The sequence below is a fragment of the Paenibacillus koleovorans NBRC 103111 genome, from assembly GCF_004000845.1.
Taxonomy (GTDB): Bacteria; Bacillota; Bacilli; order Paenibacillales; family NBRC-103111; genus Paenibacillus_AA; species Paenibacillus_AA koleovorans.
On sequence record NZ_BIMA01000093.1, the window covers coordinates 1 to 22,144 of the forward strand.

General features: G+C 51.7%; 20 protein-coding genes and 1 pseudogene. 13 read left to right on the forward strand and 8 right to left on the reverse strand.

From position 1 onward, the window contains the following. Nucleotides 1–53 precede the first annotated feature (53 nt). The 5 genes from PKO02S_RS23975 (at nucleotide 54) to PKO02S_RS23995 (ending at nucleotide 5,324) form a co-directional block, all read left to right on the forward strand. On the forward strand, nucleotides 54–617 hold the full coding sequence (locus PKO02S_RS23975; protein ID WP_246067286.1) for an SDR family NAD(P)-dependent oxidoreductase: 564 nt from the start codon (nucleotides 54–56) through the stop codon (nucleotides 615–617). A 282-nt stretch (nucleotides 618–899) separates the two neighbouring features. Next, entirely contained in the window at nucleotides 900–1,796 is an 897-nt protein-coding gene (locus PKO02S_RS23980; protein WP_127586926.1) for a helix-turn-helix domain-containing protein, read from the forward strand. A 91-nt stretch (nucleotides 1,797–1,887) separates the two neighbouring features. Beyond that, nucleotides 1,888–3,420 carry a nitrilase-related carbon-nitrogen hydrolase gene (locus PKO02S_RS23985; protein ID WP_164821646.1) on the forward strand — a complete coding sequence of 511 codons (1,533 nt, stop codon included), beginning with the start codon at nucleotides 1,888–1,890 and terminating at the stop codon, nucleotides 3,418–3,420. 167 nt (nucleotides 3,421–3,587) lie between these two features. Beyond that, nucleotides 3,588–4,811, forward strand: coding sequence for a cation:proton antiporter (locus PKO02S_RS23990; RefSeq protein WP_127586931.1), 1,224 nt, complete (start codon nucleotides 3,588–3,590; stop codon nucleotides 4,809–4,811). 24 nt (nucleotides 4,812–4,835) lie between these two features. Beyond that, entirely contained in the window at nucleotides 4,836–5,324 is a 489-nt protein-coding gene (locus tag PKO02S_RS23995; RefSeq protein ID WP_127586933.1) for a cation:proton antiporter regulatory subunit, read from the forward strand. Nucleotides 5,325–5,549: 225 nt separating this feature from the next. Here the strand turns inward: PKO02S_RS23995 and PKO02S_RS24000 are convergent, their stop codons facing one another. Next, a complete protein-coding gene (locus tag PKO02S_RS24000) occupies nucleotides 5,550–6,476 on the reverse strand; it encodes a LuxR C-terminal-related transcriptional regulator (RefSeq protein WP_164821647.1) in 927 nt (308 codons plus the stop codon). Then, on the reverse strand, nucleotides 6,476–8,011 hold the full coding sequence (locus PKO02S_RS24005) for a winged helix-turn-helix domain-containing protein (protein WP_127586937.1): 1,536 nt from the start codon (nucleotides 8,009–8,011) through the stop codon (nucleotides 6,476–6,478). The genes PKO02S_RS24000 and PKO02S_RS24005 overlap by 1 nt, the downstream gene beginning before the upstream one ends. Before the next feature lie 160 nt (nucleotides 8,012–8,171). Here PKO02S_RS24005 and PKO02S_RS33970 point away from each other — a divergent pair. The 3 genes and pseudogenes from PKO02S_RS33970 to PKO02S_RS24020 all read left to right on the forward strand — a co-directional run. Beyond that, a pseudogene (locus tag PKO02S_RS33970) lies at nucleotides 8,172–8,336 on the forward strand (cadherin-like beta sandwich domain-containing protein); the annotation flags it as partial. Nucleotides 8,337–8,479: 143 nt separating this feature from the next. Next, the gene (locus tag PKO02S_RS24015; protein ID WP_127586939.1) at nucleotides 8,480–8,953 is read left to right on the forward strand and encodes a MerR family transcriptional regulator; all 474 of its coding nucleotides are present in this window, start codon (nucleotides 8,480–8,482) and stop codon (nucleotides 8,951–8,953) included. After that, nucleotides 8,937–9,365, forward strand: a complete 429-nt coding sequence (locus PKO02S_RS24020) for a hypothetical protein (protein WP_174819954.1) — start codon at nucleotides 8,937–8,939, stop codon at nucleotides 9,363–9,365. Before PKO02S_RS24015 ends, PKO02S_RS24020 begins: the two co-directional genes overlap by 17 nt. Before the next feature lie 116 nt (nucleotides 9,366–9,481). On the opposite strand, the gene PKO02S_RS24025 is transcribed toward PKO02S_RS24020, so the two are convergent. From PKO02S_RS24025 to PKO02S_RS24050, 6 genes are all read right to left on the reverse strand, one after another. Further along, complete coding sequence (locus PKO02S_RS24025) at nucleotides 9,482–9,847, reverse strand: GntR family transcriptional regulator (RefSeq protein WP_127586941.1); 366 nt, start codon at nucleotides 9,845–9,847, stop codon at nucleotides 9,482–9,484. Beyond that, nucleotides 9,847–10,500 (reverse strand): ABC-2 transporter permease, encoded by a 654-nt coding sequence (locus PKO02S_RS24030; RefSeq protein WP_127586943.1) that lies wholly within the window; start codon nucleotides 10,498–10,500, stop codon nucleotides 9,847–9,849. The genes PKO02S_RS24025 and PKO02S_RS24030 overlap by 1 nt, the downstream gene beginning before the upstream one ends. Continuing rightward, entirely contained in the window at nucleotides 10,493–11,347 is an 855-nt protein-coding gene (locus tag PKO02S_RS24035) for an ABC transporter ATP-binding protein (protein ID WP_127586945.1), read from the reverse strand. The genes PKO02S_RS24030 and PKO02S_RS24035 overlap by 8 nt, the downstream gene beginning before the upstream one ends. Before the next feature lie 163 nt (nucleotides 11,348–11,510). Then, nucleotides 11,511–13,559, reverse strand: coding sequence for a LuxR C-terminal-related transcriptional regulator (locus PKO02S_RS33700; protein WP_281280459.1), 2,049 nt, complete (start codon nucleotides 13,557–13,559; stop codon nucleotides 11,511–11,513). A gap of 153 nt (nucleotides 13,560–13,712) precedes the next feature. Beyond that, the gene (locus tag PKO02S_RS24045; protein WP_127586947.1) at nucleotides 13,713–14,465 is read right to left on the reverse strand and encodes an SDR family oxidoreductase; all 753 of its coding nucleotides are present in this window, start codon (nucleotides 14,463–14,465) and stop codon (nucleotides 13,713–13,715) included. A 54-nt stretch (nucleotides 14,466–14,519) separates the two neighbouring features. Beyond that, entirely contained in the window at nucleotides 14,520–14,969 is a 450-nt protein-coding gene (locus tag PKO02S_RS24050) for a DUF2269 family protein (protein ID WP_127586949.1), read from the reverse strand. Between the two features lie 415 nt (nucleotides 14,970–15,384). Here PKO02S_RS24050 and PKO02S_RS24055 point away from each other — a divergent pair, with 415 nt between their 5' ends. The 5 genes from PKO02S_RS24055 (at nucleotide 15,385) to PKO02S_RS24075 (ending at nucleotide 22,122) form a co-directional block, all read left to right on the forward strand. Next, nucleotides 15,385–16,437: an ATP-binding cassette domain-containing protein gene (locus tag PKO02S_RS24055; RefSeq protein ID WP_127586951.1), complete on the forward strand. Its 1,053-nt coding sequence runs from the start codon at nucleotides 15,385–15,387 to the stop codon at nucleotides 16,435–16,437. Then, entirely contained in the window at nucleotides 16,434–17,243 is an 810-nt protein-coding gene (locus tag PKO02S_RS24060; RefSeq protein ID WP_127586953.1) for an ABC transporter permease, read from the forward strand. The genes PKO02S_RS24055 and PKO02S_RS24060 overlap by 4 nt, the downstream gene beginning before the upstream one ends. 156 nt (nucleotides 17,244–17,399) lie before the next feature. Then, nucleotides 17,400–18,314, forward strand: coding sequence for an NAD(P)-dependent alcohol dehydrogenase (locus PKO02S_RS24065; protein WP_127586955.1), 915 nt, complete (start codon nucleotides 17,400–17,402; stop codon nucleotides 18,312–18,314). A gap of 174 nt (nucleotides 18,315–18,488) precedes the next feature. Then, nucleotides 18,489–21,047 (forward strand): winged helix-turn-helix domain-containing protein, encoded by a 2,559-nt coding sequence (locus PKO02S_RS24070; protein WP_307720038.1) that lies wholly within the window; start codon nucleotides 18,489–18,491, stop codon nucleotides 21,045–21,047. Between the two features lie 109 nt (nucleotides 21,048–21,156). Then, complete coding sequence (locus PKO02S_RS24075; RefSeq protein ID WP_127586957.1) at nucleotides 21,157–22,122, forward strand: NAD(P)-dependent alcohol dehydrogenase; 966 nt, start codon at nucleotides 21,157–21,159, stop codon at nucleotides 22,120–22,122. Nucleotides 22,123–22,144 lie beyond the last annotated feature (22 nt).

Below are 22,144 nucleotides of genomic sequence, written 5' to 3' on the forward strand. Positions count from 1 at the left end.
CATTTTTGGGTTTGGTTCATTTTGTCAAGTACTGATTTCGGTTTTGAGCCCAAATGGGTACAAATTATTTTGGACATTTTGCATTAACTGCACAGTTGCTCCCTCTTCTGTTGCGAGGCAACAATCCACGAGTGGTCACTTTGAGCAGTATCGCTCATCGTTCAGGAGTAATAAACTTCGATGATTTACAATCAAAACAGAATTACAAACCAATGGCAGCCTATGCTCAGTCCAAGCTCGCATGTCTGATGTTTGCGCTTGAACTGCAGCGGCGAAGCGATGCAGCCGGCTGGGAGATTCGCAGTATGGGTGCACATCCGGGAATCTCAAGAACGGAATTGATCCCCAATGGAGCAGGGAAAAATAGCCCGGCGGGCATCGCTCGGCGTTTGTTCGGCCCGATTTTATTCCAGCCGGCAGCTCAAGGAGCATGGCCGTCACTTTATGCCGCTACAGCGAAAGAAGCAACAGGAGGCACCTATTACGGGCCTTCCAGAATGAACGAGATGAGAGGGTATCCAATGGTAGCTAAAATTGCGCCGCAGGCAATGGACGTTGCGGTTGCTTCAAAACTTTGGGAACTATCCGAGAAATTGACGAACGTAAAGTTTAGTTAATGTGATGTTTGCTGGCAGTCGGACGTTTTTTATTCTTCAGGGGGAAACAGTAAAAACAATTAAAGCCAGTCCATTCTTATTGAGAATGACTGGCTTTTATTCATTTGGAGTCGCAATCCGGTAGGGAGTATTCAACGCTTACATTGTCCAGCTTAGTTAACTCCATCGCTCCATGATTTTCTGTAGATTATGGATGTGTTTTTATATATAGTGTAACGAAGAGGTTTGCAGTGCTCGTTTTTCGATTTTTCTAGATATTTAATTAAAGAAGGCGGTTTGGTGATGGATTATATGAAAGCCATTCAGCGATTCGTCAATGAAGTGGAAGACCAATTAGAGGATCCAATCGATATTGACCAGTTGATTGGATTAACGTATGTGTCGAAGTTCCACTTTTATCGATTGTTTAAGGCAGTGGTTGGCATACCGGTTTATGATTATATACGCAAGAGGAAGTTGATTCGAGCTGCTGATGATTTGCGGAAAACCCAGTATACCGTATTGGACATTGCTATAAAGTATGGTTTTGGCACTCAAGAAGTGTTTACCCGTAACTTCAAAAAGTTATATCACATTTCTCCTGCCAAATATCGTTCCTGCTATACAGGCGAAGACCGCTTGGCGGAGGAAATTGCTTCGAAAATCGACATATCATCCATTTGGCTGAAAATAAAAGCACGGCATGGAAATGTGATCGTTTCAGATCAATTCGAAAAGATCGAAGGATTGAAGTTAGTAGGTATCGAAAGGCCGTCATGCGATGAGAGCATAAAAACAATCGTTCCATTTGTCCAATCATTCCTGCAACAGGTGGAGCAGATTCCTAACAGGAAATCGGATAATTTGTATCGTCTGTGCTATGACATTACCTTTGTCGGTGATACAGCCCACTTCAAGGAGATGGTAGCAGTCGAAGTGGAGGAGCCGGGAACCGTTCCGTCAGGGATGAGGTCGATCATAGTAGACGAACTCAATATGATTAAGTTCTTGCACAAGGGGAAATTGTTTTCTGAATACAAGGACGCTATACTCACGACCTACCATTTTCTATACCAATACCGGATTCCTGCTTCCAATGCGAAATTAACGAGTGAGCTTCTTCTGGAGAAGTACGGGCCCACGTTCAATAGTCCTTATGCAGATGACGCGCAAGTGGAAATCTACCTTTCAGTTGAATAGCCATTATGCTGTAGAAGAGAGCAATAAACGTCAAAGGTCACGAACGACTCTTTGCTACAGTAAATGCAAACAACTAAAAGGAGTGTGTCTTGTGCGGTTCAAATCTAATGTCTGGTTATTAGCTTTTGCATGCTTATTCTATTTAGTGCCTGTTACTTGGGGACTCTATGCTTTAACGGTATGGGTTGCCCCTACGCTGCTGTTCATTTACATATACAACTCGAAGGTGAAACAAGCCTTCCCTCTTGCGACTGGATCGCTTAGTGTTGCACTGATCATAGCTTACCAGGACGTTATTCCGGGTGGTCTGGTGGTTGTTTCGATTACAGTGTTGATTTCTACGATCATGCTGATTGCATTGTTGCTGTTGAACAAATGGGTGGTTGCCCGCATGGGAAATGTGATTTCGGTATTGTTTCTCCCTATGTTGCTGACGTCATTTGAATTTTTCACGAGCTATGGAAACGTATTTGGGACATTTAGTTCTTCCGCCTACAGTCAACTGGATATAAGACCCGTTGCCGTGCTAGCTTCTGTCTTTGGCATTTGGGGGATTGTATTTATTCAGTATTTGGTCGCCTCTTTGCTGGCATTTGTGTTCAAGTCGGGGAATGAAGTAAGGCAACATAAGCGGCTTTTGATAAGTGCTCTAGCGTTGATACTCGTGTTTGTCGGTGTAGGTGCTGTGCTAGATGCAGGACGAGAACAATCATCGACGATTAAGGCGGCGGGAATTACTCCAGATCGGATTGTATGGGACGACACGATACAGCAATTGTTTGAGCGATGGGAAACAGCAGGGTTTCATGATCAACGAAATGACCTATCTTCATTCACTGATCAAATTCAGAGGATCAATGAAGGCATGATCAAGCGTACAAAGCAGGAACTCGAGACAGGAAACAGATTGATCGGCTGGTCGGAGGGTGCTGCTATTGTCATGGAGCATGAGGAGGATGTTTTTTTACAACGTTTACAGTCTCTCTCAGCAGAATATGAAGCTGTGCTGGTCGCAGGGTATATAAGAGTAAATGCACAAGCTGGGTCGAAGATGGATAACAAATTAGTTATCATTGACGCAGATGGCAAAATCAAAACACAATATTCAAAGTTTTCCTTAGTGCCCGGAGAGGAGCGCTATTTCAATGAAGGCATGGGAAAAGTGCCGGTCGTTGAGACTGCCGTAGGGAGAATTGCGGCGGCCATCTGTTTCGATGCGGATTTCCCGCACCTGGTACGAGAAGCAGGATTAGAAAATCCGGATATACTGGTTCTCCCCTCAAGCGACTGGAAGGAGATTTCACCCTATCACACGGAAATGAGCGCTTTTCGCGCGATCGAAAATCGGATGTCGGTTCTGCGCGTCACCCATGCCGGGCTGAGTGCGGTGTATGATTCCAGAGGCATCTTGGTTGCCGGAATGAACGATTGGGATAGCGAGCATGGAACCATCCTCTCCACTGAGCTTCCGCTTCCTCTGCCCGAGAGAAAAGACTCGTTATACAAGAGGCTCGGAGATGTATTGCCTTTATTGTTCGGGATCGCTATTTTATTGATCCTAGTAATTGCTGTTTCTAGAGCAATCGGCAGCAAATTACGCAAATTAGGAACATTATCCCCCTAGGCCCCATACAAGAGAAAACCGCAAAACACAAGGAATTCCGGGTGTTTGGCGGTTTTTTCTATGCCCGAAGCGGCGTTGATTCTTAATGAAAGGTTACCATGGTTGGTTCCTTAAGGTCATTCATGTATAATGTAAAGGAGTCTAGAGAGGGAGGGGGTAGTTATTGTATGGATCACATGATATTTGAGGTTGGAACTGCTTTGTTATTAGTTGCGATTGCTTCATTAATTGCCGGAAAGCTAAAGTTTTCAATAATACCATTTTTAATTGTTCTAGGAATGTTAGTCGGTCCCCACGCTCCAGTTATCGGCATATTTGACTTAACCTTTATTGAAAGTCAAGATGTGATATCCTTTCTAGGGAGAATAGGCGTTCTCTTCCTTTTAGTATACATCGGGTTGGAGTTCTCTGTTTCCAAATTGATCAGGTCAGGCCGTAACATCGTGTTTGGAGGAACTGTATACGTTCTTTTGAATTTTGTAATTGGGCTGATCTACGGTTTTCTGGTCAATTTTCCGTTGTTAGAAACTTTAATCATCGCAGGCATGCTGTCCGTTTCATCTACTGCAATCGTGGCAAAAGTATTGGTTGATCTCAAACGTACGGTAAACTCTGAGACAGAGTTGATTTTAGGTATGATTTTATTTGATGATCTCTTTCTGGCAGTATTCCTATCCATCATGTCAGGGTTGCTCCTTGGAGGGGCGACATCCATCGGTGGAGTATTGCTTTCGGTAGCAATCTCTATTGGGTATATGCTATTGTTCTTCATTATCGCAAGAAAAGGAACTCCTTTATTAAACAAACTGTTATCGATCACCTCGAACGAAATATTTGTTATTGTTGTGTTTTCTGCGTTATTCTTCGTTGCAGGATTCTCAGAAAAATTGCATGTGGCGGAAGCTATCGGTGCATTATTATTCGGTCTCGCTTTGTCCGAGACAGAGCATAGCAAGAGGATAGAACATCTTGTTATTCCATTTCGGGATTTTTTCGGTGCGGTGTTTTTCTTTAGCTTCGGACTAAGTATTGATCCGCTGACTCTCGGCGATGCTGCGTGGATTGCTATTGGAGCCGTGATCCTCACCATTTTGGCAAATATGATTGCAGGAATGATAGCGGGACGCAAGGCGGGGTTGTCCCATAAGGCTTCCACCAATATCGGACTTACGGTTATGGCGCGTGGAGAATTTACGATTATCGTGGCTAACTTAGGTATATCCGCCGGTTTAATGCCATTGCTTAAACCTTTTTCCGCGCTTTATGTTCTAGTACTAGCTATTGTCGGACCTTTGTTAGCAAAGGAGTCAAAGCATGTATACGGCGGCTTAAATAAATTATTCAAATGGACCAAGCCAAAGGAAAAAGTAAAAGTCGAAAGTGGACAATAATATGGACGGAGGATGTATAAGAATATGGGTACTATAAGGGAATCTGATCTCCCAGGCATCGGAAAAAAATATCAGATCGAAACCGTATCAGGCGATAAAATTGTCGTTGTCATCCATGATGATGGTAGAAGAGAGATCTATCATTTTGAAGCTGACGATCCGGAGGAGATTATCTCCCAAGTAACTCTGGAGGACGAAGAAGCAAGGCAGATTGCTTCCATTATAGGCGGAATGAACTATAGGCCAAAAGCAATGGAATCAATTCAAGTGACTCTTGATGAATTGGTCATTGAATGGTGCAAAGTGGAGCCATCCTATAAGTGTATTAACAAGACCATCGCTGAGCTGCAAATCCGGCAACGTACCGGAGTCATGATCCTTGCTACAGTCGAAAAAGGGAAACAGAACATAATCCCTGGGCCCGATGACAAGCTGGTTGCGCACATGACACTTGTTATTGCAGGAGAAAGACAACAAATCAAGCTGCTTAGAGATCTTCTGCTTAACGGATGAATAGAGGGAATGTCATAGAACGTACGTTATAAAGCTCAGGTTATGATCCTCCTAGGCTCCATACCGCAAAAAGCCACCTTAGGGTGGCTTTTTGCATAGCCAAATCAAGATCCTCCCTCCTCCCCACGCCCCACTCCCCCTTATCCCGGCAAACTATTGCTGGAAAATATGATGTCCGGTTGAGAAGGGAAATCAAGGTCTACACATGCGGAGTAGAAAGGGAGTCTATTTTATTAACTTCCACTCCCTTACCTTGGCGATAGCCTGACTCCGCCGGTTTACCCCTAGCTTGCCGAATAAGCGGAACAAATGGCTTTTGACCGTAGCCTCCGTGATCCCGAAGCGAGCGGCGATTTCTTTATTGGATAACCCCTCCAACAACGAGTGCAAAATCACCGTTTCCCGGTTGGTCAGCGGTTCAATGGGCGGATATGGATTCGACAACCCTTTCCCATTCACATACAGAAGCTGCAGCAGTTGCCTGACATACAGCAGGGTTGCCTTACTGGACACCTTGATAAAGCCGGATTCGCACAGACGCGAATAGTGCATCAACAACTCTTTCATTCGCTCTCCCTCATCGATAAAGCTGCGGATGTACCCATGCGGTTCCGCCAAGGTTATAGCGTGTTCCAATTTTAGCAGCGCAGCGTCCCTCTCCCCGTTCAGATCAAGCGTAATGCTTTGTAAAATCAATACCTTAATCGTATCCCTCAATCGGTCTTCCGACGTGACCAGACGAAACAACCGTTCCAGCAGGCGCTCCGCCTTCGCCTTATGACCGCACTGTCCAAGCGCTCTGGCCAGGCACAGATACTCCTGAACGCGATACAAGCGAATCTCGTCGTTATAGCGGAGTCCGTACGATTGCAGCCACTCTCGCGCCAAGACGGAATGTCCTTGAACAAGGGACAAATACGCTTTTTGAGTTTCCAATCTTTTGATAAAGAGCGGAAGGTCGGGGGAGTCCATTCTCGATTGGATTTGCTCCAAGATCACAACGGCTTCGTCCGCACGGCCATGCGCCTGTTGAACGTACGAGGCCTGAATGGCGGCGCGAACCAGGATATGGGCATAGGGCCGCATATCTTCTCGCTCCATCGCCAATGCACTATATTGCTCGGCCTCTTCCAACCGATTCCACTCGTACATTAACTCGCTATAGGAAACCAATAAATACCCGAGATAAGTGAAGCCTTTCCGGTTCTTCCATACTTGGATCCATCGACGCATAAACGAATCGGCAACACAACATGCAAATCATTGACAAACCCCAGGATATTATCATAATCGGAAGCGTCAACCGTATAAGAGGAATTCCCGCCGATCATCTGAAGCATCTGGCCTTCCGACAACCGCTTCTCGAATTGTTCGTAATACACGTTCGCTTGCTCGATATCTTTGCGGATGTAAGCCATGTTGGCGCAGAACATATAAATCGTACCCGCAAAAGGTTCCCAATCGGGATCGGTCAGCTTCTCCCGCGCCGTCCTAAGCCGCGAATCCGCCATCGCCAACTCGCCGACCGCGATCAATACGGCGATATAAAAAATGGTCAGCAGCGGCTTGTCCGCCATAAAACGCTCCGGTACATCTTGTAACCACCGGTACAATCTCGAGCTTTTCAGCTTCACTAAAGAAAGCAGATGCTTCTCGATTAATCGAATCACATCGGAAAAATGGTTTCCCGCTATATAATAATCAATCGCTTCCTCCTCCAATCCGTTGACCTCCGCCCACTCCGCCGCTTTAGCAAGGGTCTCCTCCCTTCTCTGCGGATATTTCTGCAGGAAGTACTGCTGCAAAAACTCGGAAAACAGATGATGATAGCGATACCAGTCTTTCCGCTCGTCCAACGGGATAATGAACAAATTCATCTGATCCAGCAGCTCCAACCTGATCTGACAGCCCGACTGACCGGTTACGGCTTCGCATAACGAGCTGTTCATACGGGTTAAAACGGAAGTTTCCAGTAAAAAGATTTGTACGTCATGGGGTTGATGTTGAAGCAATTCCTCGAATAAATAGCCGGCTATGTCTCGATGGCTGCCTCCGAATTCCCGAATGAATTTCTTGTGATTATCGGTTTGGCGTAGAGACAACGCGGCAAGCTGCAGTCCGCTAACCCAGCCTTCGCTGGAGTCCACGAGACGCTGCACCTCCTCCTCGGACAGCGGCAAATCCATGCAGTCCCGGAAAAACGGAATGCCTTCATCCAGATGAAAACGCAAATCCAAACTCGTTATTTGCTGCAGATGACCTCTTGCTTTTAGCCTTGAGAGCGGGATTGAAAGCTTGGAACGGCTTGCGACCAGCAAGTGAATATGGGGAGGCAAAAACTCCAAAAAATACGCTGTGGAATTGTTAATATAAGGTTGTTCAACAAGATGGAAATCGTCCAGAACGATCGACAATTCGTCCGGCAGCTTGTTCAATTCCGTGAGCAGCAAAGTAAGGAATGGCTCCGGTTGAACGTTTTCCATGGCCGGAGGAGCCACATTGCCGAAAGAAGGAGCGGCTCTCTGAATGGCGGCAAGCACATAGCTCCAGAATCGAACAAGACTGTTGTCGTGTACATCCAACGAAACCCATGCAATCGCTGCACCGCATTGCTTCGCCCATTCGCTCAATGCCGTCGTCTTGCCGTAACCGGCGGGAGCTGTAACAAGCGTAAGCTTGGTCTTCATTCCATCATTCAATTTCTGTATGAGAGCTGAACGTTGGACTATAGAAGAATTCGAATGGGGGATGAGCAATTTGGTGCTCAGGATCACGATCTTCACCTCATAGATAGGTTAGTGGAAAGCCAACGACAGAGACCTTCTAAAGGACTGATTTGCAGCAGAAACTACTTCCTATTCAGCAAGAGTAGGTAATGCAGTCTCCAGTATCACGATAACACCTGCGGCGGCTGTCAGCAAGGCATCCATCCAAGTCAACGGTGCGATTGCGTCCGGAGCGGTCTCGGTGGTGGATCCGGACGGAAACGTCGCCATGTGCCAACCCAACTAGTGGTGATCGACGGCATAGTGCAACGTCTGCTTCAAAAGTCAAACCTGATATAAGTCGCAGTCTGGTAGCCGGCTACTCAGGCAAAGACGCAAGTCAAAAAAATGCCTTGACATTGAAGTCAACTCAAATGCTATTCTGAATTCATGGAAAAACTTTATTCTATACAAGAGGTATCGCAGTTACTTGGGATGTCGAGGGATACGCTTCGGTATTATGACCGGATTGGAATCGTTTCTCCGTTCCGGGAAGATAATCGGTACCGTAGGTATTCGAAGAGCGATCTTATTGCCTTGATGAATATTCAGATCATGCAGTTTGCGGATTTTTCGCTTGACGAGATCAAGGGGAAATTTAGTTTCCCCAAGGCGGAAAATATCGATCCTGCTTACTGCGAAGAGGTCGCGAGGTTCATCGATGCCAAAAACGCAGAAACGCGCAAAAAGATTGACCATCTGGAAAAGGTCAGTCTGCTGCTAAGCCTGGCTGCCGAAACATTAAGAGACTTCAACAATGAGAGCGACCAACGGTTGACAGAATTCGTTCGTGAGCTTTACAGGGATATCCGAAATAAGGAACCGACAATTTCCAGGGAGGGCTGTGATGAACATGAAGATTAGGAATTTTTATTTTCTAATTGCAGGCGTTCTTGCGATGCTGTTTGCCTTCACACATGCATGGAATGGGCAATCCGCTGTGCTGCCAGCCCTCGACATACGGACGATATCCATGGATACCCAGACGGTATTTACGTATGTTTGGCACATTATCACAGTGGAAAATCTAGTCTTCGGCATCGCATTCATTATTATGTCTTTCCAAAGAGAGCGATCAATGACTTTGTTTGCCGCATGGATGATCGCGGCGATCTTGATCGTCCGATTGATGGTTATTCTGGGCGTGACGGCATGGATTGACGCTGCTTCGCTTACGGATACGTTGATAGATTCGATTGCCATTGTAATCTATGTAGCCTTGATCATAGGGGGGACAATGAAGAAAAAACAGTCCGGCGGTCAGCAACTGCAGTAATTGACCATGGCTTGAGTGCGCCCCACTGGCAGCAATGAGGCCGGAGGTTTGCTCCTGCTAGTACAAACCAATCAACCACGTCCGATGGACGTGGTTTTCTGTGCCTCTCTGCCCTTTCAATAAACCTTCTTCAAAAGCTCAAACACTTCTTCTACCGTGAGGCCGAAAGATTTGTAGTAGGCGGTGTCAAGTACCATTTGCTTCAAGATCATATCATTGCGTTTCTGAAGAATCTCGTCGGGCGTGAGCTCGGCTATAAAACATCCTTTGCCGGTTACGGTGTAAATCAACCCCGCTCGTTCGAGCTCCTCCCACGCTTTCTTCACCGTAATAATACTAACGCGAAGCTCCGTCGCCGCTTGTCGGATTGGGGGCAAGCTATACCCTGTCTCCAGCTCGCCCTTTAGAATTTGAGCGCTGATTTGTTCAAAAAGCTGCTGATAGATGGGTGTACCCGAGGTATTCGAAATCGCTATATTCATTATGTTTCAACTTTCTCAAACCGTTTGATGGCAATATGATAAGCGATGATCGTAAATATGGCAAATATCACAATGCCCATGCTCAGAATCGATAACTGAGTAACCAGATGATCCAGGCCCTCTCCTTTCAAGAGATCGAACACGAAGGAGTTCTGTATGCCGAGCCATTCCGCCCCTCCGGCAAAAACAATTGCGGCTGTAATGGATACAATCGTTGCTGCACCGTATTTGTACGCGGTCTTATAGTACATGGCAATAAAGATAAGATTGAAAATCGCGAGCATGACGAAGCATAGTCCCCAAAAGCCTAAGGAAGGTCCAAAGAAGTAGTATGTCAAATTCGGATATAAGCGAACACTAATCAGCCCATAAATCATGGCAACGACAATGTGCATCAGTTCCAGGAGCACAATAACGGTTATTTTGGCTTTTACGATCTCTTTTTTGGTAACCGGAAGCATGTTCGTAAAGATCAAATCATTCTGAGTCTTATAACCCGCGAACATATTCGGAATCGTGATGAAACAAAAATAAAGAAGCACAATGAAGTACAACCATGCGGGAATCAGCATCAAGGCGCCCGTTAAGAAGGGCATTGCATAAAAGAAAGGATTGACGCCGAGCCGTAACTCTTTGATCAACAAGTTATACATACGCAACCTCCTTTTTCGAAAAATAGATCATGATCTCCTCCAGACTAGGCAAGGCGGACTTTATATCCAAGGTTGGATCGAGGTCACGGGTGTGAATTAATCCTGTGAATCCAAATGAATTTAGTTTGAAGGCGATTAATCGATCTTTGACCAGAGGCAATTGTTCTTCCTTCCCTTGGACCAAGCGATAAGTATCAATAAATTGTTCTTTCTCCGTGCTGTTGATAATTCGTCCGTTATCGATAAAAGTAATATAATCCGCGCATTTCTCCAAATCGGATGTGATATGGGTCGAGAACAAAATGCTGATCTCTCCGTCTTGCACCAGTTCTTGGAAAATGTCTAATAAGTCGTCTCTGGCAACCGGATCAAGCCCGCTTGTCGGTTCATCAAGAATGAGAAGCTTTGCCCCATGCGATAAAGCGAGAGCCAGGCTGTATTTTACTTTCATCCCGGTTGATAATTCAGCTATTTTTTTGTTTTCATTCAAATGAAATCTTGTCAAATACTTGTAATAGGTTTGATCGTCCCAATTAAGATAGAACTTTTTAATTACACTAGTTAACGTCTTGATTTTGCTTCGAGTATAGAAATCAATGTTTCCGAATGCAAAGCCGATTTCTTGTTTCAATTCGACTTCGTGCTCGGTCATCGTCCTGCCCATAATTCGAATCTCGCCGCTATCCATCCGAACTAAATTCAAAATGGATTTGATCGTGGTTGTTTTTCCTGCGCCGTTCGCTCCGATAAATCCCATAATATAGCCTTTTTCCAATTGAAAAGATATGTTTTTCAAATGAAAATGCTCATATTGTTTATTTAAGCTTCTAATATCTAACGCAAGCATAAAGCCAGCCTCCTTTTTAAATTGTGTATAGTGGATATACACAATATACCCGTCAGGCCGATACAATGTCAATTGTTTATTTTACTTCGCCAAATAGCGGTACTCTAGTATGTACAAAAGCCCGCATTCCAAAGGAATACGAGCTGGCGGCGGCACTTCCCCCTTAACCGATACGAGGTTTTCCGGAAAACAGCTTGATCAGCTGGCTGCGGCTTTTCACCGAAAGCTTGCCATAGATTGCGCTGACATGTTTTTTCACCGTGATTTCACTGACGAACAACGCCTTGGCGATTTCCCCATTTGTCAACCCTTCGAACACGAGAGCAACCACCTCCCGTTCCCGCTCCGTCAGCCGGCTGCCCGGTCCGGACCACCAATCGAGCTCGTCCGGGAGACCGCCGCGTCTCAGCACGAAGCGGAGGAACGACTCCAGCTTGTCTCTCCTCGTATCCAGGACAAACGTGGGGGTCGGCGTTTTCCCGTCATAATGCTGATGGACTACTCCCGCAGCCGGTTGAAAGCCGAGATTCAGATGCGACATGCGGAAAAATTCCATCGGCGGCGGCGAAGCGAAAAACAAGCCGCCCGAGCACATATACGAAAACATCAAATACATCGCCTCAAGCACCATGTCCTGGTTTTTCCAATCGGCGTAGTCGATGGTCCGGATGAACCATCCCGCCTGGCCGGACGGTTCGGCTTCCAACTGCCGGCGCTCCGAAGGCGACAGGGAGTGCAAGTAGGGGCCGGCGAACGGATCGCGGCTTAAGGCCGGCAACGTCCCCCGATGGATCGGAACGATGACGGCTAGTCCGATCGCTTCCCCTTCAGCCGTACGCAGCAGCATTACCGACTGCGGATCAAGCTCGACCCAGTTGCGCAGCTCCAGGTGTTTGATGGTCAGGGTCATCTCTTCTTTGCTCACGTACTCGTCAAAATGCTCTTCCGTCTCGGGGTCCATCCCCGATAACGATAGCGGTGTGGCCTCTTCGAGCCGTCGGTGCATATAGGCTTCGCCTTCGCCCAGATTGGCAAGCGTCACCGGCTCCCAAGTGTACCGGCCGCGGGAATACGCTTGGAGCAACGAGCGAATGAGCGGAATCCCCGTGTAATAAAACAGCTCCCCGACTTCCCATTCCGTGCTCCGGTACGGAGCGGCTTCGCGGATCCGCGCCGCATAATAGAGCGCCGCTCGCCCGCGCAGGCGTTCGAAATGAGCCGGCGTCCGTTCCTCCAGCTGCTTGCGCGTCGCCATCCGCATCAGATCGTGGAGCATCCAGCCGCGCTCCGTCTTCCGAACGAAGGACAAGGAGACGAGCTGCCCGAACGTCCCGTCGTCCAGGTCCCGGTCCAGGACCGCCTGCAGCACTTCCCGGTTAAGATGCAGCAGCACGGCCGCCGTCTCGACCACCTCCCGGAGCGCGGCATCCGGCACTTCCCTCAGCCAAATATGGGCCAACTGCTCGAACCACTCCGCCCAGTCCCCGGACTTGCCGGCCCAATCCTCTTGCGGACGTACGACCGACGCCAACGCCAGTGCCAGCGGATGACCGCCGGTTTTGCGGCAGACGGCTTCGATCCACTCCTCGTCGTCCAGCCCGCATTGCCGCAAATAAGCGGCGCTCTCCGAGCCGGACAATTGCTCGAGCGGCATAAACCAAATCCGTTCCCGCAGCGCCGGCGATAAAATCCATTTGTCCTTCAACCGGTAGCGACCCGCCAAAATCAAGAGAACGCCGTCCGGCAGGTTGGGAATAAACTGCTCCCGAATCCAGCCGTCGAGGTCACCCATCTCCTCATACGTGTCCAGTGCTATCACCACCCGGCCTCGCGCGGCCAATCGACCCAATCGCGTGAGCCAGCTGTCCGACGAATCGGATCGCGCTTGCGATTCGTCCGGCAAAAGCTTTAAGAGCTGCCGCAGCAGCAAATCTCCTTTATGGTTAAAATCGCGGCTGTCTACCTGAAGCATGCACGCGCCTGCGCGGTCAGCCAAACGACGGAACGCGTCCAGCAGAAAGCTTTTGCCGATTCCGGCCGTACCGTACAAGCTCCATACTGTTTTGCCGGCCGCCCCCTCGGTCAAAAACCGGCGAAACCGGGATAACGGCTCATCGCGGCTTGCGATATATTGATCCTCTCTCAGCTCGATCCGGTTTAACGAATCCCGCCCGTTCCATGCTGTTGTGAATTCGTCCTTGTCGTTCGGCATCGTTTCATTCCTCTTGAACGTGATCCTATAGCGATTCGCCGCTCCCTCGCCGAAGTCCTTTTTCCAGCCATCATTAGAGGCTAACTGTGAAGGAATGTAAGAAAAAAGCCGCAACACATGCGGCTTCTCTTGGCCTCGGTAAAGGCCGATATACTAATCCATCCGAGCTCCGCCGTTCACTTGCAGACGGGTTCCGGTCATAAACCGGCTCTCCTCGCTGGCGTACAGCGCGATTGCACCGGAAATATCCTCCGGCAGCCCCACCCGTTGCAGCGGTGTCATGGCGGCAAGCTGCCGCTTGTATGCTTCCGGCGTTATGCTGGATGCTTCCGTCTCCACCAGTCCGGGGGAAACCAGGTTCGCGGTCACCCCATGCGGGGCAGCCTCCTGAGCCACATATTTGACGAAGGCATCCAACGCCGCTTTGGCCGAACCATGAGCCGCCATATATGGAACCGGCGCTTCAGACGCATTGCTGGATATATAGATCAAGCGACCGTATCGCCGCTCGATCATAGCCGGCAGAACGGCTTGGGTTAGCGTAAAAGCGGCTTTCATCTCATCCTGCAGTTTTTGCGCCAGCTCCTCCCATTGCATGACCAGAATGGGCTTCACGACAAAGGACATGTGCGCGTTGCTCACCAGGATATCGACCTCCCCCCAGGCAGCCCGAATGGGAGCCAATGCTGCATGAACTTGCTCAGGATCCCGTACGTCCGCTTGCGCGAGCGCGGCTTCTCCCCCGGCTTGCCGAATTCGGTCCACGACAGCCTGAGCGGCCTCCTCCTGGCGGACATAATTGACCGCCACCTTGGCTCCAAGCCGGGCCAGCTCCATTGCGGCTGCAGCACCGATTCCGCGGCCTCCGCCCGATACGAAAGCGATTTTTCCCTCTAGACGTTTCATTAAATTAATACTCCTCCTTGGATTTTAGATGGAATCCTTTGCTCAACCGAAGCTTCACATCGGCTTTAAGACCATCAGCAGAATCAATACCAAACCCAACACGGAAACGGTGTAATACACCCGGTTCGCTTGTGCGAGAAGCACCGAGCTGTCGGCCTGCACCACCATCTCACGTTCCGAAACCGCACTGAGCGATTGCGCAAGCCGGCTCAGAATTCGCCCCAGCATGCCCACTACCATGACCTGGATGATTACGTATACACCCAAGGAAGCGACAATCCATAAATCCGAAAACTCCCAGCCCGTCAACGCCACGAGCAAAATCCCCGAAACCACGGCAAGCGTACCGCCGATTTTCGGAAAATAATTCAGCCGTCCGAATAACGCCAGCGAATCCAGCAGCTGTTCCCGGCTCTGGTTTTTGCGAAGCAAAATATGACCGAAATACGTCGGTCCGATACCCAGCACCGCCGCCAGCACATGAATCGTCACCAGCCAACCCATTCCAACACCCCCATGTTCATTCCTTCTTTCCCTTTCCGAGATTCAATGTATCATGGGGGGCCGCCTCTCCGGTATTATACGATCGTATAGTATTCAGGACCGGAGGCGCTTCGGGCATAAAGAAAAAAGGGAAAGCAAATATCCTCTGCCCCCCCTTGTCTAATGCGCTAGCTATTCTGAATCCTGAACGCTATAATATTGCTTATCGGGTAAATACGAAAAATCGAGTCTGTTAATCGTGATGCGCTTCTCCAGCTCCCGGTAACCGCCCAAACCAAGTAACCTATAATACCAACGAAAAGACCGTCCGTCAGGACGGTTTTTCTGCGCTCATGCATTTCGTTTATATTCAGTTTAATTATGTGCGCTAGAATCATCTCGAGATCAGTTTTCCCTACCTTAGGAGGAATCATTAATGAACGTTGCAAATAGCGAATGGGCCGTTGAAGCGCGAGGGCTCGTGAAGACATTCGGCGACAACAAAGCCGTGGACGGCGTGGACCTGCAAGTGCGCGCTGGATCGATCTATGGCGTGCTAGGCCCGAACGGCGCAGGTAAAACAACCACAATCCGCATGCTGGCGACGCTGCTGCGGCCGGACGCCGGGACGGGGCGGATTTTCGGGCACGATGTCGTGAAGGAGTCGCAGATCGTACGGCAGTTGATCGGCGTGACAGGGCAGTACGCCTCGGTCGACGAATCGCTCAGCGCCACGGAGAACCTGATCATCTTCTCCCGGCTGCTCGGCCTGAGCCGCGCCGACTCGAAGCGCAAAGCGGCCGAGCTGCTCGAGGAGTTCGGGCTGACGGAGGCGGCGAAGCGACCGCTCAAGAACTTCTCCGGCGGTATGCGGCGCCGGCTCGACCTGGCAGCCAGCCTGATCGCCCAGCCGCCGCTCATCTTCCTTGACGAGCCGACCACGGGGCTCGACCCGCGAACCCGCTCCCAAATGTGGGAGACGATTCGCCGGCTCGTGAAAACCGGATCGACCGTCCTGCTGACGACGCAATACTTGGACGAGGCTGACCAGTTGGCGGATCGCATCGCCGTCATCGACCGCGGCCACGTCGTGGCTGAAGGTACGGTCGATGAGCTGAAAGCGTCCGTCGGCACTTCGTCGCTGCAGCTCCGGGTCCGCAGGGCCTCGGACATCGAGGAAGCGCGCCGCATCGTCGAGCGTGTGCTGAACGTGACCTCCAGCGTATCGTCGGAAGCCGCAAATATTACCGCGCCGATGGCGGACGCGGACTTGGTGACGGATCTGCTCCTCGCCCTGCGCGAAGCAGGCGTCCATCTCGCCGAGATGAGCGTGCAGAAGCCGACACTGGACGAAGTGTTCCTCGCCATCACCGGCCATGCCGCACAAGACGGCTCCGCTTCTCCCGAAGCCGCAGCCGCAGGCGCAACAGCAGCCCCATCCGCAGCCCAGTCAAAAGCTTCAAACGAAATGGAGGTTAAAACCCAATGAGAACGACAACGATCCAGTCCGGTCGTCCCTTAAAAAACCACACAAGCTTCGGTCAATCGCTCCGCAACTCGCTGACGATGGCCTACCGAGGCTTGCTCAAAATCCGCCGCACGCCGGAGCAGCTGTTCGACGTGACGCTGCAGCCGATCATTTTCACCCTCATGTTCACCTATATTTTCGGCGGAGCCATCTCAGGAGACGTGAGCAGCTACTTGCCCGTTATCATACCCGGCATTCTCGTCCAGACGGTCATCACCACGTCCATCGTGACCGGCGTCCAGCTGCGCGAGGATATGGACAAAGGCGTGTTCGACCGCTTCAAATCGCTGCCTATCGCACGGATCGCCCCCCTCGCCGGAGCACTTCTGGCGGATACGATTCGGTATACAATCGCAACCGTACTGACGTTCACAATGGGCTACTTGATGGGTTACCGCCCGGACGGTGGATTGGATCATGTAGCGCTCGCCGCGATTTTAGTCATTTTCTGCTCCTGGGCCATAAGCTGGATTTTCGCCTTCTTCGGCGTCATCTCCCGCACGGCCTCCAGCGTACAAGGCATCTCGATGCTCGTGCTGTTCCCGCTCACCTTCTTGTCCAACGCCTTCGTGCCGGTCGAGACGATGCCGGGCTGGCTGCAATGGTTCGTCAAGCTCAACCCGATCTCGCATCTCATTTCCGCCGTCCGCGAGCTCACCAATTCAGGCACCGTCGGTTGGGATCTCGTCATCTCCCTCATCGGAGCCGGAGTTATAGTAGCCGTGTTCGCCCCGATTACGGTCAAAGCCTACATGCGCCGGACGTGATGACCAGCTAAGGGAGCTCCCCGCTCCCTCTTTTTTATTTACTATAATGGGAACGCGGTTTCTAAGATTAGAATAATTACCTACTTAAGTAGCTTCATATCCTCCCCATCCCCTACTATACTTCTATGTAAAAGCAAGCTAGGTGGAGGTCCAATCATGAAAGCGATCGTATGCACAAAATACGGCTCCCCCGAGGTGCTTCAACTCCAAGAGGTTGTCAATCCGGTGCCGAAGGAGCATGAGCTGTTGATTCGCGTTCACGCCGTATCGGTCACGTCGGCCGACTGCAGAATTCGCAGCTTCCAGTGCCCTCCGCTATTCTGGATCCCGATGCGGCTCGTGCTCGGAATAACGAAGCCGCGCAAGCCGATATTGGGCGTGGAGCTGTCCGGCGTCGTGGAATCCGTGGGTAGGAACGTAACCCGCTACAAACAAGGCGACGCGGTGTTCGCGATGACAGGCTTGCGGTTTGGCGGGTACGCCGAGTACGTCTGCCTGAGGGAAGATGCCATGGTAGCACTCAAACCCGCGAGCTTGACCTATGAGGAAGCGGCCGCCGTCGCATTCGGAGGCACATCGGCGCTTCATTTCCTGCGCAAGGCTCGAATTCGCAGCGGTATGCATGTGCTGATCTATGGAGCCTCGGGCTCCGTAGGGACTTCGGCGGTCCAGTTGGCCAAAAAACATTTCGGAGCCGAAGTAACGGCGGTATGCAGCGGTGCCAACGAGGAGCTCGTTCGCTCGTTGGGAGCGGATCGCGTACTCGATTATACGCGGGAATCGTTCACGGAACGCGATGATCGGTACGATATCGTCTTCGATGCCGTAGGAAAACTGTCGAAAGCGATGGGACGTGCTGCTTTGAAACCGAACGGAGTATTCGTATCTGTCGAGGGACAAGGAGTCGCGAAGGAATTGCCGGAAGATATGCCGTTTCTTCGCGCATTAGTGGAATCGGGGGAACTGCGAGCCGTCGTCGACCGCCGTTATCCGTTGGAGCAGGCGGCAGAAGCGCACCGGTACGTCTCGGCAGGGCATAAGAGAGGAAATGTCATTCTCACCGTAAAGTAACGCTTGTTGTCTGCCGGGCGATGTTGACGGTTCCAAACCGTCCTCTTTATAATGGAAATATGTCGATTCCATTCCTAACCACCAAGCTGTACGTCCCGCCGCCTCGGCCGAAATCCGTCTCCAGGACACGCTTGCTCGACCGCCTGACTGAGGGGCTTCATCGCAAGCTGACGCTTGTCGCCGCTTCCGCCGGTTTCGGCAAAACGACGCTGGTCAGCGAATGGGCCGCCTGCAACGGCAGGCGGGTCGCCTGGCTGTCGCTCGAAACGGGACAACGATCCGATTCGCTTTCTCACGTACTTGATTGCTGCGCTGCAGACGGTCGAGGCACGAATTGGAGAAGGCGTATTTGGCGTTCTTGCCGCCGGGCAGCCGCCTTCCATCGAATCCATGATGACGGCAATAGTTCGGGATATAGCCGATAATGCCTCCCCTTTTCTACTCGTGCTTGACGATTACCACTTGGTTCAATCTTCCCAAGCGGACGAGGCGCTTGCTTTTTTGTTGGAGCATATGCCGCCCCGTCTTCATCTGATTATCGCCACCCGTGAAGAACCGAAGCTGCCGATCGCTCGTCTGAGAGCGCGGGATCAAGTGACGGAGCTGCGAATCGCCGACTTGAGGTTCACCCGCTCGGAAGCCGAGCACTTTCTGAACAAAGCGATGGGCTTGAGCCTCTCGCCTGCCGACGTTGCTTTGCTGGCCGACCGGACGGAAGGCTGGATCGCAGGGCTGCAGTTGGCCGGTCTCGCATTGAGAGGGCATTCCGATACGGAGCATGTTCTCCGAACGTTCACCGGCAGCCATCGCTTCGTGCTGGACTATCTAGTGGAAGATGTACTGAGCAAGCTGTCGCCTTCCGTCCAGGCGTTCCTGCTTCTCACTTGCATTCTTGACCGGCTGAGCGGGCCGATTTGCGACGCCGTCTTGGGCACTGCTGCCACCCCCAGTCAACAGATGCTGCACGAGCTGGAGCGGGCGAACCTATTCCTCCTGCCTCTGGACGACGAACGCCGCTGGTATCGGTACCACCATTTGTTCGGCGAGCTGCTGAGGCAGCTCCTCTACCAAGGACATCCGCATGGAGTCGATCCTGCCTCCATCCCCGAACTGCACAAACGCGCCAGCGCCTGGTATGAGGCGAACGGCTTCGAGATCGACGCGCTTCAGCATGCGGCAGCCGCCCAGGATGTCGACCTTGCGACGCGCCTGATCGAGGGCAACGGGATGCCGCTGCATTTTCGCGGGGGGACCGGGCCGGTGCTGCAATGGCTGGAATCTCAGCCGGCAGACGTCCTGGCGGGCAGGCCCTCCCTTCTTGTCATCCATGCCTCCGCGATGCTGATGGTCGGGCGGATGAACGGCGTCGAGCCCAAATTGCGAGCGGCCGAAGCCGCGCTCGAGGGCATGCCGACGGATGCGGCCAACCGCCGCGACCTGCTGGGTCACATAGCCTCGATTCGAGCGACGCTCGCGGTTAGCCGGCATGAAGCGGACACGATCATCGATCAATCCCGGCTGGCGCTTGAACTGCTGCATCCGAACAACCTGCCGGTTCGGACCGCCACTACTTGGACGCTGGGCTATGCGCATCACCTGAAAGGCGACCGAGCCGCCGCCAGGGAAGCTTATGGCGCAGCCATCGCGATCAGCGAGGCGATCGGTCATCGGATCGTGCTGCTGATGGCGACGATCGGACTCGGCAACATGCAGGAGGCCGACAATCAGCTCGACCTCGCGACCGCAACGTATAGGCGCGTGCTGGAGCTGGCCGGCGATCCACCGGTGCCGGCGGCTTGCGAAGCGCATCATGGGCTCGCTAGAATCAGCTACGAGCGTAACGATCTCGCGGCCGCCCTTCACCACGGCGAACTAAGCCTCCACCTTGCGCGTCAACTGGAGAACACGGATCGGTTCGTCGCGAGCGAGCTGTTCCTGGCACGGGTGAAGCTCGCGCTAGGCGATCTCGCGGGAGCTTCGGCGCTGATCGACGGGGCAGAGCTCTTCGTGCGCCGGCACGGCTTCAGCCTGCTGCAGCCGGACATTGCAGCGGCGCAAATCCAAGTGCTGCTGCGCCGCGGCGACCTGCCTGCCGCTGCCAAGCTCTCCGTGGCATACGAGCTTCCGCTGAGCTGCGCACAGGTGCAGCTGGCGCAAGGCGAGGCTGGAGCCGCCTACGAGACGCTTGAAGCTTGGCGGCGGCAGGCGGAAGCTAGCGGCTGGGCGGATGAGCGGCTCCGGGCGATGACGCTGCAGGCATTGGCGCTGAGCCGATTGGGCGAGCGCGAGCAAGCGGAGCAGCAAGTCGCGGAGGCGCTCGCGCTCGCCGAGCCGGCCGGCTTCATCCGGCTGTTCCTCGAGGAAGGCAAGCCGATGGCGCAGCTGCTTCACGACGTGACGAGGCGCGGGACTTCGTCCTCCGCCTCTTATGCAAACAAACTGCTGTCCGCATGGGAAACCGACCAACTGGAACTGCATAAGCATCGGCATCGGCAGACGAATGATAGCCATCTCGCATCCGGGCAGCTCGTCCTGATCGAGCTTTTAAGCGAGCGGGAACTGAACGTGCTTAGGCTAATCGCCGAGGGGCTTTCCAATCAGGCGATTTGCGAGCGGCTGTACCTCGCCCTCAGCACTGTGAAGGGCTACAACCAAACCATTTTCGCCAAGCTGCAGGTGGAACGCCGGACCGAAGCGGTTGCACGTGCGCGCGAGCTCGGCTTGCTGGATTAATACATCACTTGCTCGCAGAACCATACTTAAGTAGCTAGCCACCCTTCCTTGTCGAACGTTACTCTGGATAGAGAAGCATCGGATCAATCGGGATCATGGAGGGACGCGCATGAAAGCTGTCATCTGCACTAAATATGGAGCTCCAGAAGTATTGCAGCTGCAAGAGGTCGACAAGCCGGAGCCAAAAGAGCATGAGGTACGAATCCGCATTCGTTCCGCAGTGGTGGGGCCATCGGATTGTGCTTTCCGGAAAGGCGACCCATTCATCGTCAAGGTGATGTACGGACTGAGCAAGCCGAAATATGCGATACAAGGAACCGAATTCGCCGGCGAAATCGATGCCGTAGGGAGCCGTGTGACCAAGTACCGCCCAGGCGACCGGGTATTCGGATTGAGCGTATCCAGCTTTGGCTGCCACGCCGAATACAACTGTTTGCCCGAAGACGGCTTGTTCGTGCCGATGCCCGACTCGATGCCGTATGAAGATGCAAGCGCCTTGTCCGACGGGGGAACGACATCCTTAACCTTTCTGCGTGACAAGGCTCGAATCGTACGCGGACAGAAGGTGCTGATCAACGGGGCATCCGGCGCGGTCGGCATCTATGCGGTTCAGCTTGCCAAATACTACGGAGCGGAAGTCACCGGAGTATGCAGCACGGCAAATTTGGATTTGGTTCGCGTTTACGGAGCCGATCATGTCATCGACTATACGCAAACGAATTTCACGTGCCACGAAGCAATGTATGACGTCATTTTCGACGCCGTCGGCAAAAGCTCGTACTCCCGCTGCAAACGGGCCTTGAAACCGAATGGCATCTATATGAGCACAGTCCCGTCTCTCTCCATCCTGCTGAGTATGGGGCGCACTTCGCTTTTCAAGGGCAAACGAGCTCTCTTCGCCGCCACCGGCCTGATCCAAAACCGCGACAACCTGCTCTTCCTGCGCCAATTGTACGAGGAGGACCGGCTAAGACCCGTTATCGATCGGTTTTATTCGCTGGAGCAGCTGCAGGAGGCGCATCGATACGTCGATACCGGCCGCAAAAAAGGCAATGTCGTGATCAACATGGAATAAGAGGTGACAGCGTCGCGCTTGT